Annotated in this window: 17 protein-coding genes; 8 read left to right on the top strand and 9 right to left on the bottom strand. The window is 58.4% G+C overall.

The annotated features are described in order from the left end of the window. Window positions 1-3 precede the first annotated feature (3 nt). On the top strand, window positions 4-882 hold the full coding sequence (locus Q0792_RS01750) for a LysR substrate-binding domain-containing protein (RefSeq protein WP_298835887.1): 879 nt from the start codon (window positions 4-6) through the stop codon (window positions 880-882). A gap of 138 nt (window positions 883-1,020) precedes the next feature. On the opposite strand, the gene Q0792_RS01745 is transcribed toward Q0792_RS01750, so the two are convergent. Next, a complete protein-coding gene (locus tag Q0792_RS01745) occupies window positions 1,021-1,590 on the bottom strand; it encodes a DUF882 domain-containing protein (protein WP_298835886.1) in 570 nt (189 codons plus the stop codon). Between the two features lie 345 nt (window positions 1,591-1,935). Between Q0792_RS01745 and Q0792_RS01740 the strand changes: the two genes are divergently transcribed. The 4 genes from Q0792_RS01740 to Q0792_RS01725 are packed head-to-tail and all read left to right on the top strand — an operon-like array spanning window position 1,936 to window position 6,144. Further along, window positions 1,936-3,510: a L,D-transpeptidase family protein gene (locus Q0792_RS01740; RefSeq protein ID WP_298838554.1), complete on the top strand. Its 1,575-nt coding sequence runs from the start codon at window positions 1,936-1,938 to the stop codon at window positions 3,508-3,510. A 34-nt stretch (window positions 3,511-3,544) separates the two neighbouring features. Next, window positions 3,545-4,639: a UDP-3-O-(3-hydroxymyristoyl)glucosamine N-acyltransferase gene (lpxD, locus tag Q0792_RS01735; protein WP_298835885.1), complete on the top strand. Its 1,095-nt coding sequence runs from the start codon at window positions 3,545-3,547 to the stop codon at window positions 4,637-4,639. A 33-nt stretch (window positions 4,640-4,672) separates the two neighbouring features. Then, on the top strand, window positions 4,673-4,930 hold the full coding sequence (locus Q0792_RS01730; protein ID WP_298835884.1) for an acyl carrier protein: 258 nt from the start codon (window positions 4,673-4,675) through the stop codon (window positions 4,928-4,930). A gap of 5 nt (window positions 4,931-4,935) precedes the next feature. Next, window positions 4,936-6,144 carry a beta-ketoacyl synthase gene (locus Q0792_RS01725; RefSeq protein WP_298835883.1) on the top strand — a complete coding sequence of 403 codons (1,209 nt, stop codon included), beginning with the start codon at window positions 4,936-4,938 and terminating at the stop codon, window positions 6,142-6,144. A gap of 51 nt (window positions 6,145-6,195) precedes the next feature. Here Q0792_RS01725 and Q0792_RS01720 read toward each other — a convergent pair whose 3' ends face one another. Continuing rightward, complete coding sequence (locus Q0792_RS01720; protein ID WP_298835882.1) at window positions 6,196-6,816, bottom strand: invasion associated locus B family protein; 621 nt, start codon at window positions 6,814-6,816, stop codon at window positions 6,196-6,198. Between the two features lie 415 nt (window positions 6,817-7,231). On the opposite strand from Q0792_RS01720, the gene Q0792_RS01715 reads away from it, so the two are divergent. Continuing rightward, the gene (locus Q0792_RS01715) at window positions 7,232-8,776 is read left to right on the top strand and encodes a helicase HerA-like domain-containing protein (RefSeq protein ID WP_298835881.1); all 1,545 of its coding nucleotides are present in this window, start codon (window positions 7,232-7,234) and stop codon (window positions 8,774-8,776) included. Window positions 8,777-8,882: 106 nt separating this feature from the next. On the opposite strand, the gene Q0792_RS01710 is transcribed toward Q0792_RS01715, so the two are convergent. Next, window positions 8,883-9,251, bottom strand: a complete 369-nt coding sequence (locus Q0792_RS01710; protein WP_298838551.1) for a GFA family protein — start codon at window positions 9,249-9,251, stop codon at window positions 8,883-8,885. 244 nt (window positions 9,252-9,495) lie between these two features. Here Q0792_RS01710 and Q0792_RS01705 point away from each other — a divergent pair, with 244 nt between their 5' ends. Continuing rightward, window positions 9,496-9,834 (top strand): hypothetical protein, encoded by a 339-nt coding sequence (locus tag Q0792_RS01705; RefSeq protein ID WP_298835880.1) that lies wholly within the window; start codon window positions 9,496-9,498, stop codon window positions 9,832-9,834. After that, window positions 9,834-10,439 (top strand): hypothetical protein, encoded by a 606-nt coding sequence (locus Q0792_RS01700; RefSeq protein WP_298835879.1) that lies wholly within the window; start codon window positions 9,834-9,836, stop codon window positions 10,437-10,439. The genes Q0792_RS01705 and Q0792_RS01700 overlap by 1 nt, the downstream gene beginning before the upstream one ends. A 3-nt stretch (window positions 10,440-10,442) precedes the next feature. Here Q0792_RS01700 and Q0792_RS01695 read toward each other — a convergent pair whose 3' ends face one another. From Q0792_RS01695 to Q0792_RS01670, 6 genes are all read right to left on the bottom strand, one after another. Next, a complete protein-coding gene (locus Q0792_RS01695; RefSeq protein WP_298835878.1) occupies window positions 10,443-11,759 on the bottom strand; it encodes a branched-chain amino acid ABC transporter permease in 1,317 nt (438 codons plus the stop codon). After that, window positions 11,756-12,766, bottom strand: coding sequence for a branched-chain amino acid ABC transporter permease (locus Q0792_RS01690; RefSeq protein ID WP_298835877.1), 1,011 nt, complete (start codon window positions 12,764-12,766; stop codon window positions 11,756-11,758). The genes Q0792_RS01695 and Q0792_RS01690 overlap by 4 nt, the downstream gene beginning before the upstream one ends. Further along, window positions 12,766-13,221 carry a hypothetical protein gene (locus Q0792_RS01685; RefSeq protein ID WP_298835876.1) on the bottom strand — a complete coding sequence of 152 codons (456 nt, stop codon included), beginning with the start codon at window positions 13,219-13,221 and terminating at the stop codon, window positions 12,766-12,768. The genes Q0792_RS01690 and Q0792_RS01685 overlap by 1 nt, the downstream gene beginning before the upstream one ends. A gap of 5 nt (window positions 13,222-13,226) precedes the next feature. Further along, window positions 13,227-14,051, bottom strand: a complete 825-nt coding sequence (locus Q0792_RS01680; protein ID WP_298835875.1) for an ABC transporter ATP-binding protein — start codon at window positions 14,049-14,051, stop codon at window positions 13,227-13,229. A gap of 145 nt (window positions 14,052-14,196) precedes the next feature. Continuing rightward, on the bottom strand, window positions 14,197-14,976 hold the full coding sequence (locus Q0792_RS01675) for an ABC transporter ATP-binding protein (RefSeq protein ID WP_298835874.1): 780 nt from the start codon (window positions 14,974-14,976) through the stop codon (window positions 14,197-14,199). Between the two features lie 94 nt (window positions 14,977-15,070). Next, window positions 15,071-16,261 carry an ABC transporter substrate-binding protein gene (locus Q0792_RS01670; RefSeq protein ID WP_298835873.1) on the bottom strand — a complete coding sequence of 397 codons (1,191 nt, stop codon included), beginning with the start codon at window positions 16,259-16,261 and terminating at the stop codon, window positions 15,071-15,073. Between the last annotated feature and the right edge of the window lie 58 nt (window positions 16,262-16,319).

Below are 16,319 nucleotides of genomic sequence, written 5' to 3'. Positions count from 1 at the left end.
CCCATGAAACAGCTGCCTCCCCTGAACGGATTGCGTGCGTTTGATGTTGCAGGGCGGCGGCTGAGTTTTCGCGCGGCCGCCGAGGAGCTTGGCGTGACCCAGGGCGCTGTCGCACAGCAGGTACGGCAGCTCGAAGCACATCTTGGTGTGACGCTCTTTGACCGGCTTCCGAAAGGGCTGGCGCTCACACAGAGCGGCAGACGGTATCACAGCCGGATTGCAGCAGCCTTTCTGGAACTGCAGGAGGCAACCGCCGATCTGCGACCGGAACCGGGCAGGGTGGTCATCAGTGTAACGCCAACGTTTGCTGCGAAATGGCTGATCCCCAATCTGCCGGATTTCTCGGCCAGGCACCCCGACACAGATCTGCGCATTATGGCAACCGAGAAAATCTCGAGCTTTCACAGCGACGGGATTGATCTGGCGATCCGTCAGGGTGCGTCCCCCTTTGGCGCCGCGTTGCGCGCAATCAGGTTGTTTGATCAGGAAATCATCGCGATTGCGTCACCATATTTGCCTGGGGTCGGCCAGTCCGGATCGGCTGCTTCCCTCGCTGGTCTGCCGAAAATTCACGACACACACGGTCTTTGGGCCGCGTTTCTGGCTGAAAACGGCATATCTGACGAAGCTCCGCGAAACCTGCGTCTCAGTCAGACAGCGCTGGCAATTGATGCAGCTGCTGCCGGACAGGGCGTGGCGCTGGCCAGCCGTTTTCTGGTCGAAAGAGACCTGAAAGCGGGGCGACTGATACAGATCGGAGAAGCCTGCCTGCATGGCGGCCAGGACTTTTACCTGCTTTCACAGCGGGACCGGAAATCAGGCGCTGCCATCGGTACGGTCACTGACTGGCTGGTGTCCAGGTCTCCGCTACTGACGACGTAACCCTCAAAGCCACCCGAACGCCCTGGTCATCCGCGCACCGGCCTTCGCCAGTACGGAACCGGGCGCCTGAGCGCGCCTGCCGGCCACAAAAAACGGCCCCGCGGGGCCGTTGGTCAGACGCAACAACTGGGCGGGGCCTTACCGACCCCAGGTACGCACCACGCCACAATCCATATGCACAAAATTCGAACCGCTGTATTTGCCGACACCACCGCCGCGACAGGCCGCAGCCGCCTTTGCGATCTGACCGACGGAACGCGATGTCAGGCGAAGGTCCGCCGCCTGGCCTTTCATGTGCAGCGAATTCTTGGCAACACGGCGGCTGCGCGACCGCAGCATCGCGTTCGTCTGCGGGCTGCGATACCCTGACAGCAACATATAGGGCTCGCTGGCGTCCAGCATATTATGCGCGGCCGCCATAATGTCGATTGTGCGCAGATCCATCGAGATAGATCCGTCCGTGCGCCAGTCCCGCATGAAGTAATTGATTTCCTTGACCGCTTCGGGAACGTATTTCCCCTCGATCCAGTAGATCGTATCCATCCGCTCGCCGGTGCGGCCGGAATACATCTTAATGCGGCGGATATCTCCACCGCCTCTCAGGAAACCGGCTGCGTTACTGTATGTGGGGGCTGCAACAAGCGCTGTCGCTGCAAATGCCTGAAGAAGCGCACGGCGTGTAAAGCCCGCTGAGCTGTCATTCGTCATAGCCTGGTCTTGCCTCGTTCCTGCCTGGCCCGTGATGTTACACGGGCATGTCATCTCTGTCCCAGATGCAACAGTTGTATGTCATAGACGCAATTGTTAACCAAGTCGTGAAAACGCAATGTGCTGTTTTCGGACAATTTTAGGCAAAAAACCGCGCATCGACGTCCGGGTGGCCGTTTTTGCGGAACCGGTGCATCCCTGCATCATTTTCACCTTTCCTTGACATGAATCGGAAATGTTATTGGACAGCACCGGGTAAGGCCCGGCACAACAGGCTGTCTGCTATTTTCGAGTGAGGTTTTTATGTACCTGCGCGCTGTTTCTTCGACCCGGATTATGTTCTGCATGCTGGCGTTTGTTGCCGCTGCATTTTTCTCAGCATCCGTCCCATCATCTGCTGCCGCTGAAAATACTGCTTTTAAACAGGCAGTTGCGTCTGCTGCTGCACGTGACAGCGATATTTCCGCCTTTTACCAGGCCAACGGCTATGAAAGCATCTGGACCGGCAAAGGGCGCGACCGCAAACGCCGCGCCGCGCTGATCGATGCGCTGGAACGGGCCGGGGATCACGGACTGCCTCAGGGCCGGTACGATCTTGCCGGGCTGCAGTCGCGTATGCAGAACGCGCGCACGGCCGCAGAAGTCGGTGCGCTCGAAGTTGAGATGAGCCGCGTTTTCCTGCAGTACGCGCGTGATATCCAGACCGGTGTTCTGGTGCCCGGCCGCGTCGACAAGGCGATTGTCCGCCAGGTGCCGTATCGCGACAGGGGATCCTATCTGACCAATTTCGCGAAATCCTCGCCCACCGGTTTCTTCCGCGCTCTTCCGCCCGACACGCCCGAATATACCGCTCTGATGAAAGAAAAACTGCGGCTGGAGCGATTGCTGGCAGACGGCGGCTGGGGAGCAACTGTCCGGTCCAAAACGCTGAAACCAGGTGCAACCGGCCCCTCCGTTGTTGAACTGCGCAACCGCCTTGTACGCATGGGCTACATGAAGCGCAGCTCCGGTCAGACCTATGATCCGGCAATGCAGAGCGCCGTTCTGTATTTCCAGCGCGCACACGGGCTGGCCGAAGATGGCGTCGTGGGCCCCGGTACGATGAAAGAGATCAACAAATCGGTCAAAGACAGACTGCAGTCTGTGATCGTCGCGATGGAACGCGAGCGCTGGCTGAACCTCGACCGCGGCAAACGCCATATCGAGGTCAACCTGACCGATTTCTCGGCCAAGATTTTCGACAACGGAAAAGTCACGTTCAGCACGCGTTCGGTGATTGGCGCACGGGATTCTGACCGGCAATCCCCCGAGTTTTCGGACGTAATGGAATTCATGGTCATCAATCCCAGCTGGTACGTGCCACGTTCGATCATCACTAAGGAATACCTGCCAGAGCTGCAGAAGAACCCGAATGCTGTGAACCATATCGAAATCACTGACCGCTCCGGTCGCCGGATTGACCGGTCAGCGGTTGATTTCACACAGTTTGACGCCCGTTCGTTCCCGTTTGCAATGCGTCAGCCCCCAAGTCGTGGTAACGCGCTGGGGCTTGTGAAATTCATGTTCCCGAACAAACACAACATCTATCTTCACGACACACCGGCGAAAAACCTTTTTGGTCGCGAAATCCGGGCATACAGCCACGGATGTATCCGTCTGGCTGATCCCTTTGACTTTGCCTATGCTCTGCTTGCAAAGCAGACCAGCGACCCTGAAGGGTTCTTCCAGGCGAAACTGGCCACGGGCAAAGAAACAACCGTTTACCTGAAAAAACCGGTCCCGGTACATATTATCTACCGCACGGCCTTCGCCGATGAAAAGGGTAAGGTGCGCTTTCGCCGTGACATCTACGGGCGGGACGGACGTATCTGGAAAGCACTTGCCGGCGCAGGGGTGGCAATGCGGGCCGTTCAGGGTTAAATCAGGGTCCCTGACCACAAGGGAAACCCCGCTCATGACGCATTATACCGTCCGTCAGATCGCTGAAGCGATCGGTGCTGACGTCTTCGGCGACGCCGACATCACTGTTAAGGCAGTGGCCGAACCTCAGAGCGCCGGGCCGGACGATCTGGCCATGGCAACGCGGCCACAGTATGCCGGGCATCTGCCCGAGGGTCGTGCGCGCGCTGCCATGCTCTGGCCTGACGCTGACTGGCAATCCATGGGCCTTGAGGCCGCGATCATTCCTGACAGGCCCCGGTATGCAATGGCCGGACTGACGAAAATGATGGACCGCGGGCAGGGCTTTGGTGCCGGAATTCACCCTGGTGCGATCGTGGCAGAGGATGCGCAGATCGGCACGGGCGTCAGCATTGGCCCCTTTACTGTGATTGCGCCCGGGGCGCGGATCGGCAACAACACCATCATCGGCCCACATTGCTACATCGGTCAGAACAGCACGATCGGCGCGGAGTCGTATCTGCGCGAACATGTTTCCATTGGTGCACGCGTCACCGCCGGTCAGCGCCTGATCTGTCAGCCCGGATGCCGGGTCGGTGGGGATGGATTTTCCTTTACGACGCCCGAGGTATCTGCGGTTGAAAAAGCGCGCAGTACGCTGGGTGATCAGCAGGAAGCAGCAGCACAACCCTGGGCCCGCATACATTCTCTCGGGGGTATTACCATAGGCGACGACGTGGAAATCGGGTCCAATGCAACGATCGACTGTGGCACCATACGCGATACAGTTATCGGCAACGGGAGCAAGCTCGATAACCTTGTACATCTCGGTCACAACGTCGTGGTGGGCGAGGATTGCCTGTTGTGCGGGCAGGTCGGTATCGCTGGTTCTGTGACAATCGGCAATAACGTGGTGCTGGGTGGCCAGGTCGGTGTGTCCGACAACATCTTTATCGGTGACCGCGTGATCGCGGGCGGTGGCACCAAGATCCTGTCGAATGTGCCGGCAGGGCGCACGATACTCGGGTACCCGGGTATGAAAATGGACACACACATTGAAACCTATAAAGCGCTGCGGCGTCTGCCCCGTCTGATGCGCGACTTTTCAGCGCTACAGAAAGCGGTTTCCAAAACCAGCGGGAATGACTAAATCCACTTCGTGAGAGCCACGGAGGAAGAGCCGATGAGCATTCAGGAACAGGTTATTCAGATCATTGCCGAACAGGCCGTGCTGGACCCGTCCGACGTCACCCCGGAGAGTACACTTGAAAGCCTGGGAATCGACAGTCTCGGACTGGTCGAGAGCATTTTTGCCATTGAGGAGACCTTTGATATCTCGGTCCCTTTCAACGCCAATAATCCGGCCGAGGGCGATTTTGACATATCGACAGTTGCTTCCATCGTGTCGGGTATTGAACGGCTGATTGCGGAACAGGCCTGATCGCCATGAACCGTGTTGTCATTACGGGTGCCGGTACAATCAACGCGTTGGGGCATAATGTTCCGGCGACCCTTGAGGCGATGCGCGAAGGCGTCTGTGGCATCGGCGAATTGTCTCTGCGTGATGTCGAACGCCTTTCAATCCGTATCGGCGGGCAGGTGCGCGGTTTTGAGGCTGAGGGGCGGTATAACCGCCAGCAGATGTCCCTATATGACCGTTTCACCCAATTCACCCTTGCCGCGGCGAAGGAAGCCATAGACCAGTCCGGTCTGACCTTCAGCGGCGAGCTTTCGGCCCGCTCCGGCGTCGTGTTGGGCACGGCCGGTGGTGGTGTCAGTACCTGGGATGATAATTATCGCTCCGTCTATGAAGACGGCAAAAACCGGGTACATCCCTTTGTGGTTCCCAAGCTGATGAACAATGCCGCAGCATCGCATGTCAGTATGGAACACAACCTCAAGGGGCCGTCGTTTACCGTCTCCACCGCCTGTGCCTCGTCCAACCATGCAATGGCGCAGGCCTTTGCCATGGTACGCTCCGGCATGGCGCCGGTTATGGTCACGGGCGGTTCGGAATCCATGCTGTGTTTCGGTGGTGTCAAAGCCTGGGAAGGGTTGCGGGTTATGTCCCGCGACGCCTGCCGGCCCTTTTCCGCAAACCGGAACGGGATGGTGCAGGGCGAGGGGGCAGGGGTATTTGTCTTCGAGGAAATGGAACACGCAAAGGACCGGGGCGCCGATATTCTGTGCGAAATCGTCGGGTTTGCCATGTCTTCAGATGCGGCCGATATTGTCATGCCGTCCAAGAACGGTGCTGCACGGGCCATGTCGGGCGCGCTGGCAGACGCCCGGATCAGCCGGGATGACGTCGGCTATATCAATGCGCACGGAACAGGCACGGCAGCCAATGACAAAACAGAATGCGCCGCAGTGGCCGATGTCTTTGGCCCCCATGCTGACAAGCTGATGATTTCATCCACGAAATCCATGCACGGTCACCTGATCGGCGGCACCGGCGCGGTCGAGCTTCTGGCCTGTATCATGGCGCTGCGGGACGGAGTCATCGCGCCGACAATCGGTTACGAAGAGCCGGACCCCGAATGTGCGCTGGATGTGGTGCCAAATGAAGCCCGGGAGGAAAAGGTCAGCGTCGCGTTGTCGAACGCCTTTGCCTTCGGCGGGATGAATGCCGTTCTGGCACTCCGGGCCGTGTAAAAAGCCGTACCCCGGGCGGGCACGGCTTTGGTCAATTCATTTCAGACGGGATCAGCGTTCAGCAACCGTCGTTTTATCGTAGCTGGCCGTAAACCCGGTGAGAGACAGACGCACTGTAACGACCTGGTCCGGAGCCGCGACGGGCACGATGCTTATGGCTGCTTCATTGCCACGCTTGTAATTTGCCACATCCTCAGAGGTCAGGCCAATGCGCGCGTAGCAACCAACCGGGTTGCAGAAGGCAAACGGATAGGCTTTGCCGGTCTGCAGATCAACCTGAATGGACAGTTGCTCCTGCAAGGAGGTTTCCAATGGCACGATCACAGTCGCGCCGGCTTCTGCCGCGCCACCTTCCGGCAGGCGGAACAGTGAGAACTCCGCGATCGGAGAGCCTTCTTCGTCCGACAGAAGCTGCACCATCTGACAGGGGTCGTTTCCGTCTTCGGTTTTGATGCAGCGCAGCGTCCAGTCGCCGTTCTGCTCGGCGGTGTAGGCCTCACCGACCTTCGGACCGGCGTCGGCCTCCGTTCCCAGGCTCAGACCCTCATCCGCGGTTTCCGCAGGGTCGGTTGTCTCTTCGCTTGTCGTCTGTGCCGCGGCCAGTCCGGCCACCAGAACAAGAGGTGCCACCGCGAGGGCTGCACGGGTCAGACTTTTCGAAAAATCAGGCATGATTACTCCCTAAGCTCGATCTTTCCGCCATCTACCACAGGCGGCTGGCAGTGTCAGTCAACAACAGCCACCAAAGACCATGTTCACTGCAATATTATCGATCTGCCAGAAAGAAAAAAGGGACGCACCAGGCACCCCTTTTTCCGGAATTTTTTTCTCCCCGTCGGACTGGCCGACTTATTGACGTGACGGTACGAAACACGGGCCAGGCCGTCAACCGGAAATCCCGGCTTTTTCGGCCCATTCGGATAGTTTACCGACAAAAAAAGGCCGTACCGATAATCGGCACGGCCAGTCTGACAGGGAGGATGTCCGGCGGCGAAAGGACATGGCCGTTCTCCGGACATATTTGGTATGGCGGAAAACAGTTAAGAACGTATGGTCATACAGGAGAATTCTGAGGCGGGGAGCGGACATGACAGATGATATTTTTATCGGCGGTGGCGGCGAAGGGTATGGTACCCAGCAGTATCTGAGCCTGAAATATGCCAACCGGCATGGGCTGATCGCCGGCGCGACGGGTACCGGCAAGACCGTAACACTGCAGATCCTGGCCGAAGGGTTCTCGGCGGCGGGCGTGCCCGTCTTTCTGTCAGATGTCAAAGGTGACCTGTCAGGTCTTGCGAAATCCGGCACGGAAACACACAAACTGCACGGTGCCTTTACAGGCCGGGCAGAGACGATCGGCTTTTCAGATTATGCCTATGGCGCGTTTCCGGTCACCTTCTGGGACATTTTTGGGGAACAGGGCCACCCGGTGCGGACCACTGTTTCCGAGATGGGGCCGTTGCTGCTGGCACGCCTGCTTGACCTGAGCGAAGCCCAGGAGGGTATTCTCAACATCGCGTTCCGGCTGGCGGACGAAGAAGGACTGCCGCTGCTGGACCTCAAGGATCTGCAGTCGCTGCTCGTCTGGATTGGTGAGAACAGCAAACAGCTGTCCCTGCGCTATGGCAATGTTTCAACTGCGTCCATCGGTGCGATCCAGCGTCGCCTGCTGGTTCTGGAAAACCAGGGCGGAGCCGGACTTTTTGGCGAGCCGGCCCTGGCATTAAGTGACATCATGCGAACCGCCGCGGACGGGCGGGGCCAGATCAATATCCTGGCCTCCGACAAGCTGATGGGGTCGCCGGGGCTTTATGCAACTTTCCTGCTCTGGTTGCTTTCAGAGCTGTTCGAGGAACTGCCCGAGGTCGGCGATCCGGACAAGCCAAAGCTGGTGTTCTTTTTCGATGAAGCACATCTGCTTTTTGACGATGCCCCCAAAGCGCTTGTGGACAAGGTCGAACAGGTCGCGCGGCTGATCCGCTCCAAGGGTGTGGGCGTCTATTTCATCACCCAGAACCCCGCAGATGTGCCCGAGGATATTCTGGGCCAGCTGGGCAACCGCATCCAGCACGCGCTGCGTGCCTTTACCGCCAAAGACCGCAAAGAGCTGCGTCTGGCAGCACAGACCTACCGCGAAAACCCCGCCTTTGACACCGAAGCCGCCATCCGTGAGGTGGGCGTCGGCGAGGCGGTAACGTCGATGCTGCAGAAAAAGGGCGTTCCGGGCATCGTCGAACGGACTCTGATCCGGCCGCCGTCGTCACAACTGGGGCCCATCACGGCCGCTGAACGTCAGGCGCTGATGGCGACCTCCGAGATGGGTATGCGGTATGACAAGCCGGTGGACCGGCAGTCTGCGTTTGAGATCCTTCAGGCCCGTGCGGAAAAAGCTGCAGCCGAAGCAGCCGTTGCAGAGGAAGCCGCCGAAGAGGCGTCTGCCGCAGAGCGCGAATTCAACGCCGGTCGCAGATATTCGGGCGGCAGGGTGGCGCGCTCGACATCCCGACGCAGCCAGCGCGCGCCGGACAGCCTGGGCTCTGCCGTAGCCACCGCGGTCCTGAAGGAACTCAAGGGCACCACCGGACGCCGGATTGTGCGCGGTATCCTTGGCGGGCTGTTCAAAGGGCGTTAGGGCCGGCAGGAGACGGAAAATGCGCCCGGGCAGTGCAGCAGGGCGTGCAAAACCGCCGTCCGCGGGGGTATTCCAAGGAGCATCTTGACCCGCTCTTTTCCGTACGTCAGCGGTTTTTGTAGTCGGTCATCAATGCCAGCAGCTCTTCCGGACTGGCCGGCGTACGGGCATAGCTGTGTCTGACCGGAACAGTTGCCCAGCTCATTTTCTCGTCTGTCATCACTTCGACGAAAGGCTCAAAATATGTGGCGTCATCCAGAACTGATGTGCGCAGATTGATCCGGTCCTCTGCACCCGCGATCTGGGAATAGATGAAATTCAGACACGACTGACAGAAATAGTGATCCTTTCCACCCGCGCCAAGACCTCCCCTGATCAGGTCGCCCGTGCAGGAAACGCTCTCACGAGGAAACATCGTCGTGAGAGAATACGCGCTGGCGGTAAACTTCTGACAGCCGCGGCAATGGCATACCACGGTCAGGAGTGGCAGAGCGTCGACGCGCACCTGTACGGAACCACAAAGGCAGGAACCGACGAAGGGAGGATTCAGAGCAACCAAGACCAGTCACCTGTTATCTGAGGATTGTCCGACGGTAGCAGACATTACATGATTTTATCCAGACGGTACCGCCGTCTGCAAAACCGCTTCAGAGAAAGTTCTTGATCAAAACGCACGTTTTGGTGGTATCCTTTCTGTGTATTTTGACAGGGGTGGTATTATGCGGTTTGTTTTTTCAGTGATTTTTGCGTTTTCTGCCTGCATGTCGCAGGCGATGGCGCAGGAAACTGTCGGTGAGGCCATGGAGATGGTGCGTGACACCTGCCAGACGGCCAGGGACGAAGGCAGTTTCTCGAGCCTGACGGCCAAAGGTCAGGTGGAAGGTAATATCCGCGTCAAACTCATCGGGAAAGTCGGTGCAGACGCTTTTGTCGAGATGTCCGAAGAAGAATGGACCAGTATCCGCCAGGTGGTGCGCACTGATCAGCTGGCCGACAATCAGGACTACAGGGACTGTGTCAAGGCACTGACCCCGGTCGTCCTTGACAAGATGCCATGATGCGCCGCGCGCTTTTGACAGCGCTGATACTGCTGATAGTCGCCCCGGCTGCCATGGCCCAGCAAAGCGTTATCGAAAAGGCGGCGAAACTGGCTCAGGACAGCTGTACAGTCAGTTCCGTGCAGGGGTCCAGGCGGACCAGCGATGGTAAAAGACTGGTCACGCTGCCCGGCAGCAACGAGGAAATCGAAATCAGCAAAGAGCGCTGGAACGGTATCCAGCAGGTGTTGCGGGAACATCAGCAGAAGGAAAGCGCCAACTACCGCGACTGTGTGCGTGATCTGACGCGCACTTTCATTGATGCGGAAAAAGAGATGCAGCAGCAGGCCGTGGTTCAGCAACCGCAACAGAACAATGGTATCTGTGAATATGAAAACGATGGTTTCTGCGATGTGCCGGGCGACTGTCCGTTTGGCACTGACCTGAACGACTGTGCGGTCGAGCAGCAGGTTCAGCAAAACCCGCTAACGCGGCAGCAGCCACAGCTTTATTGCTGCGACTATGTGTACGGGCAGAAGTGGTGCGCAATGACTTCCGGTCCCTTCGGCGTTGGCCTGCCATGTGTCTGCGCCGGTGTCGCGGGTTCCGGCTTTCAGTGCTACTGATCTTTACCGCTCCGGGATCAGCCCACGCGGGCTGAACCGCAGCACCAGCAACAGCACCATGCCCATGGTAAAGAGCCGCATATGCGCCGCGCTTTCAATCAGATGTGCCTTGAGCGCACTGCCATCTGCCATCCCCGCCGTAATCACCTGCATGAGCCAGAGCCCGATGGGTTCCACCTGCACCCAGAGAAACCAGATCAGAAATCCACCGAGAACAGAGCCAAAATTATTGCCCGATCCGCCGACGATCACCATGACCCAGACCAGAAAGGTAAAGCGCAACGGCTGATAGGTGCCGGGTGTCAGCTGGCTGTCGAGTGTTGTCATCATGGCGCCGGCAATCCCGCAGATAGCCGACCCCAGCACAAAAACCTGCAGGTGGCGGGCCGTGACGTCCTTGCCCATAGCTTCAGACGACACCTCGTTGTCGCGGATGGCGCGCATCATCCGGCCCCAGGGGCTGTTGAGCGCGCGCTGTGCCATGACCAGCAGGATCACCAGCACCACCGTAAAAAGACCGGCATAGGCGAGCTTGACATAAAGCGTCGACGCGGTCACCGGATCCATACCATAGAGCGCAGCTGTTTCCACAAAGCCGGGATCGTTCTGCAGGTCAATTTCAAAGGGTGTCGGACGGGGCAGGCCAACAACGTTCTTCACACCACGCGAGAGCCAGTCTTCGTTTTTCAGAACGGCAATGATAATTTCAGCGATCCCGAGTGTCGCGATTGCCAGATAGTCAGAACGCAGACCCAGAGCCGTTCTGCCGATAATCCAGGCCGCCCCTGCAGCAAAAAGACCCCCCACAGGCCAGGCAAGCGCTACCCAGAGACCCCGGTCAATGCCGAGCCCGCCCAGATACCCGGTACCGGCCGGGTTGATCGCCTCAATGGCTTCGACGCCCGGATCGAACAGCGCACGGTAAATGACAAACCCTGCGATCAGCATTGCCAGTGTGACCAGCGCCCGCATCCAGCCCGGTGTCATTGCCCGGCGGGTCAGAACCACCGCCACGATCGTCGCGACAGCAAAAATCAGCGCCCCTGCGATGTTCCAGCCACCTGCGGCCCATGCGCCCGGCGTCGCAGGCATGCCAACCAGCACAGCAGCCAGACCGCCCAGTGCCACAAAGCCCATGATGCCAACGTTGAAAAGGCCGGCAAAGCCCCACTGAAGGTTTACCCCCAGCGCCATAATCGCGGAAATGAGCCCCATGTTGATGATCACCAGCGCCGAGTTCCAGCTCTGCGTGAACCCCGTCGACAGGATCATCGCACCGACAATCGCAAAGAGCAGTGTGTTTTTGACTGCCGGGTTCATACTGATTTCCCCTTGAAGAGACCGGTGGGCTTAAAGAGCAGCACAATCAGCAGGATGCCAAAACTGACCGCCAGCTTGTAATCTGTGCTCAGCAGCTGCACCAGCGTATCGGGCGCCATGCTTTCAGGCAGCACATAGGTGGCAACCTTTTTCCAGGCATAGGTCACCGTCACTTCGGAAAAGGCGATGACAAAACCCCCCGCAATGGCCCCGATCGGGTTGCCCAGACCGCCCACGATGGCACTGGCAAAGATCGGCAGCAGCAGCTGGAAATAGGTGAAGGGTTTGAAAGACTTGTCGAGCCCGTAGAGCACGCCTGCAATGGTCGCCAGACCCGCCACAATCAGCCAGGTGATCATCACCACACGTTCCGGGTTGATGCCCGACAACAGCGCCAGATCCTCGTTGTCGGAATAGGCGCGCATCGATTTGCCCGTGCGCGTGCGGTTGAGAAACCAGAAGAGCAGGGCGACAACGATCACCGCCGTGATCACCGTGATGCCCTGCGTGGTCTTGATCGCCAGCCCCTCGCGCAGGCCGGTCATCTCGCGGAATGTCCGGGCAGAGACGATAAAGCGCTCACCATCGGAAAACCGCTGATCATCCGGCCCGATGATAAACCGCACAATACCGTTCATGATAAAGGTCACACCGAGGCTCACGATCACCAGAATGACCGGTTTGGCCTTTTGCTCGCGGTAGAACCGATAGACGACACGGTCCGTCGCCAGCAGCAGCGCCATGCAGCCAAGGATGCCAAAGGGCAGGGCCAGGAGTGCGGTGGGCAGCGGCCCCAGACTGATGCCCCAGCTCTGAAAGAGCCATGTCACCAGCACGGTGACCATCGCGCCGAATGCCATGGTGTCCCCATGGGCAAAATTCGAGAACCGCAGAATGCCATAGATCAGCGTGACCCCCAGCGCCCCAAGTGCAAGCTGGCTGCCATAGGCAATGGCCGGCACCAGAACAAAGTTCGACAGGGCGATGATTGCGTTCAGGAAGTCCATTAGTCGATTTCTCCGCAAGGTCCTGCAATGATGGTTACCTGCGTGAAAAGACGCTTTTGCTCTACTATGGTCAATTCAATGGGCTCATTGTCCGCAAGAGTTTCGATATGTGCGTAGTTTACAAACTCGTCTGTTTTCATTTTTGCTGAAATTACTGAATCCATTGAAAGCTCATAATCCAGGGTAAAAGCGCCAAACGAGTCTCGGCTTTTTTTGTCGTACGAGATCGAAAATACATTCAATTGATCCCCGATCACCGATATTTCCACTAAGAAGCTTCCGGAAACACATTTCGTCGCGTCACAGTTTTCGCTCAACATACAGACGGAAACTACTTCGCACATGGTCACTCTGCACAAGGTGGGAGCGAACAACTCTGCGGCGCCAAACCTAGGAAAACAAAACGTAAAAAAGCAAGCCAGCCGTAAAAGAGGGAAAATCAGGCTTTTCCTCATTTACCTCACCCCCCCAGAAAACTCTTGCGCACTTCAGGATCGGCCAGCAGTTCCTTGCCCGTCCCCGTGTATGCATTGCGCCCCTGCACCAGCACATATCCCTTGTCGGCGATCTCCAGCGCCTGGCGCGCGTTCTGCTCCACCATCAGAATGGGGATGCCTGTGCGCGCCACCTCGATGATCCGGTCAAACAGCTCATCCATCACAATGGGCGACACGCCCGCCGTCGGCTCATCCAGCATCAGCACCTTGGGCTGCGTCATCAGCGCCCGGCCCACCGCCACCTGCTGGCGTTGCCCACCGGACAGCTCACCGGCCGCCTGGTTGCGCTTGTCGCGCAGAATAGGGAACAGATCATAAATCTGCTCCATCGTCGGACGGATATCATCGGTGCGGATGAAAGCCCCCATTTCCAGGTTTTCCTGCACGGTCATCGACGTGAAAATATTCGAGGTCTGCGGCACAAACCCCATGCCCCTGACGACACGTGCCTGCGGGCTCAGATCCGTGATATCCTCACCATCCAGTTTTACATGGCCCTGGCGCAGATTCAGCATGCCGAAGACGGCCTTCATCCCGGTCGATTTTCCGGCACCATTGGGTCCGACGATCACGGCAATTTCGCCACGGTCTACAGCAATGGTGCAGTTGTGCAGAATGTCCGGCCCGGCACCGTAGCCACCGGTCATGTTCTCGCCGATCAGAAAAGGCCCGCCGGCGGACGGATAGGCTTTGCCGCCTTCCTTGACCGGCGTACTTGTACCCATGCCTGCCGCATTGCCCAGAGACAGATCGCGGTTGCCCCGGTCCGAATAGGGATCGCTGGTCATTGCGCGCCTCCCGGGCCTTTGCCGGCCGGACATGTCTGCGCCGACCGGATTTCACCGGCCAAGCTCGGCCGTTTCCGCGCGTGCGGGCACAGCGTACTGCGCAAACCGCGAAAGCGAGGCGACATCAACAGGATACCGAGGCTGTTCATCCCACCTTGTCCTTGTTCTTCAGACCGGTGCCGAGATAGGCCTCGATCACCTGTTCATTGGCCTTGATTTCGGCCAGGGTGCCCTGCGCCAGCACCTTGCCTTCGGCCATACAGATCACCGGATCACACAGGCGCCCGATGAAATCCATATCGTGTTCAATCACTACGAAAGTATAGCCGCGTTCTTTGTTCAGCCGCAGAATGGCATCCCCGATGGTATTCAGAAGCGTTCGGTTCACGCCCGCACCGACCTCATCCAGAAAGACAATCCGTGCATCGACCATCATTGTACGGCCGAGTTCCAGCAACTTTTTCTGTCCGCCGGATATCTGGCCCGCCTTCTGATCCGCCAGATGCTCAACCGTCAGGAATTCCAGCACCTCGTCTGCTCTGGCTCTCAGCGCGCGCTCTTCGTCCGCAATACGTTTGCGACCGAACCATGTGTTCCAGAGTTTCTCGCCCGACTGCCCGCCCGGCACCATCATCAGGTTTTCACGGCAGGACATCGACGAGAATTCATGCGCGATCTGAAACGTCCGCAGCAGACCCTTGTGAAAGAGCTCATGTGGCGGCAGACCGGTGATGTCCTCGCCCGCCATAGTGACGCGGCCGGACGTCGGTTTAAGAACGCCTGCAATCACATTGAAAAGAGTAGTTTTTCCAGCGCCATTTGGTCCGATCAGACCGGTAACCGACCCTTCGGCGATTTCAAGGCTGGCGCCGTCCACGGCGTGAAAGCCGCCAAAATGCTTGTGCACGTCGTCAACGACAATCATGTGCATTCCCCTGTCCGCGCTTCTTTTGCCAGCGCTTGTTATTGAAACAGCCCGGAGAGGGACCTCCGGGCTGCCTGGCTGTCAGATCACCGGCTTATTTGAAGCCGATTGTGACGTTTTTCTCGTCCTGAACTTCGATCATGCGGTACGTGCCTGCAGATTCACCCGGCCCGATCAGTTCGACCGCCGAAGCACCGACATAGTCAACATCGCCACCGCCGCGGATGATGTCGAGCGCCTTGCCCAGTTCGCCAGGATAGATTTTCTCGCCCGGCGCGTTGGCCACATGAAGGATGTGCTTGCCATATTCCGCCGGATCCGTGCTGTCAGCGGCCTGCATGGCCAGCATGAACAGAGCTGCAGCGTCATAGCTTTCCGGTGTGTAGGGCGAGGTTGCGTCGAACGCGTCACCTGCCATTGCGGTCAGCTTTTCGATACCTTCACCGCCGGATCCTGCGATCTGACCGTAAGAACCGTTCAGCGCCGAGCCGACGTTCGCGGGCAGGCTGTCACCGATCATGCCACCCGGCAGACCGAATGTATCAAATGCGCCGGTGTCGAGGGCCGCGTTGATGATGCCAAGGCCACCCTGATCCAGATAGCCCGCGACAACCAGCAGATCACCGCCTGCAGAGGCAAGTGCGCCCATTTCCGCAGAGTAGTCGGCCTTGCCGTCTTCATGCGCGGCAACGATTGTCACCTCGCCGCCGACCGCCTTGAAATTGCTTTCAATCGCGTCCGCCAGACCTTTGCCGTAGTCGTTGTTTGTGTAGGTCAGTGCGATGGACTTGACGCCACGCTCCTGCAGGATCTCCGCCATCACCTGACCTTCGCGCGCATCAGAAGGTGCCGTGCGGAAGAACAGGTCGTTGTCTTCAACCGTGCTGAGGCCTGGGGACGTCGCAGAGGGCGAAATCATCACCATGCCATTCGGAATGGCAACGTTCTGCAGGATCGCACCGGTCACGCCGGAGCAGTCGCCACCGATCAGGCCGTTGATACCCTCGGCGATCAGGCGTTCGCCGTTGGATGTGGACAGGCCGTTGTCGATACAGCCGGTGTCTGCACGGATCGGCGTCACTTTGGCGGCGTCCAGCAGTTTGCCGCTCTCTGTCACTTCGGACATCGCCAGCTCTGCGCCGGCGGCCATCGGGCCGGTCAGCGATTCAATCGGGCCGGTGAAGCCGATCAGGATGCCGAGTTTGACTTCTTTTGCGTGACCACCCGCCATTGCGGTGGTTGCCATGAGTGCCGCAGCCGTTGTGGCCATAAGCATCTTTTTCATGTGGTTTCTCCCAAGTTGGAACTTTGCGTTCGCGGGGCAGCGTAAGCGGGCAAAAGCA

It is taken from the genome of uncultured Roseobacter sp. (genome assembly GCF_947495025.1).
In the GTDB taxonomy this organism is placed as follows: Bacteria; Pseudomonadota; Alphaproteobacteria; order Rhodobacterales; family Rhodobacteraceae; genus Roseobacter.
The sequence above is the reverse complement of the archived record's forward strand: the minus strand, read 5'-3'. Positions and strand labels throughout refer to the sequence as shown.

Coding starts and splice junctions, on each gene's coding strand:
- Q0792_RS01705 (WP_298835880.1), top strand. CDS start 9,496: ATGCGGTTTGTTTTTTCAGTGATTTTTGCGTTTTCTGCCTGCATGTCG.
- Q0792_RS01740 (WP_298838554.1), top strand. CDS start 1,936: ATGCTGGCGTTTGTTGCCGCTGCATTTTTCTCAGCATCCGTCCCATCA.
- Q0792_RS01745 (WP_298835886.1), bottom strand. CDS start 1,590: ATGACGAATGACAGCTCAGCGGGCTTTACACGCCGTGCGCTTCTTCAG.
- Q0792_RS01685 (WP_298835876.1), bottom strand. CDS start 13,221: ATGAGGAAAAGCCTGATTTTCCCTCTTTTACGGCTGGCTTGCTTTTTT.
- Q0792_RS01690 (WP_298835877.1), bottom strand. CDS start 12,766: ATGGACTTCCTGAACGCAATCATCGCCCTGTCGAACTTTGTTCTGGTG.
- Q0792_RS01675 (WP_298835874.1), bottom strand. CDS start 14,976: ATGATTGTCGTTGACGACGTGCACAAGCATTTTGGCGGCTTTCACGCC.
- Q0792_RS01720 (WP_298835882.1), bottom strand. CDS start 6,816: ATGCCTGATTTTTCGAAAAGTCTGACCCGTGCAGCCCTCGCGGTGGCA.
- Q0792_RS01730 (WP_298835884.1), top strand. CDS start 4,673: ATGAGCATTCAGGAACAGGTTATTCAGATCATTGCCGAACAGGCCGTG.
- lpxD (WP_298835885.1), top strand. CDS start 3,545: ATGACGCATTATACCGTCCGTCAGATCGCTGAAGCGATCGGTGCTGAC.
- Q0792_RS01725 (WP_298835883.1), top strand. CDS start 4,936: ATGAACCGTGTTGTCATTACGGGTGCCGGTACAATCAACGCGTTGGGG.
- Q0792_RS01695 (WP_298835878.1), bottom strand. CDS start 11,759: ATGAACCCGGCAGTCAAAAACACACTGCTCTTTGCGATTGTCGGTGCG.
- Q0792_RS01715 (WP_298835881.1), top strand. CDS start 7,232: ATGACAGATGATATTTTTATCGGCGGTGGCGGCGAAGGGTATGGTACC.
- Q0792_RS01700 (WP_298835879.1), top strand. CDS start 9,834: ATGCGCCGCGCGCTTTTGACAGCGCTGATACTGCTGATAGTCGCCCCG.
- Q0792_RS01670 (WP_298835873.1), bottom strand. CDS start 16,261: ATGAAAAAGATGCTTATGGCCACAACGGCTGCGGCACTCATGGCAACC.
- Q0792_RS01680 (WP_298835875.1), bottom strand. CDS start 14,051: ATGACCAGCGATCCCTATTCGGACCGGGGCAACCGCGATCTGTCTCTG.
- Q0792_RS01750 (WP_298835887.1), top strand. CDS start 4: ATGAAACAGCTGCCTCCCCTGAACGGATTGCGTGCGTTTGATGTTGCA.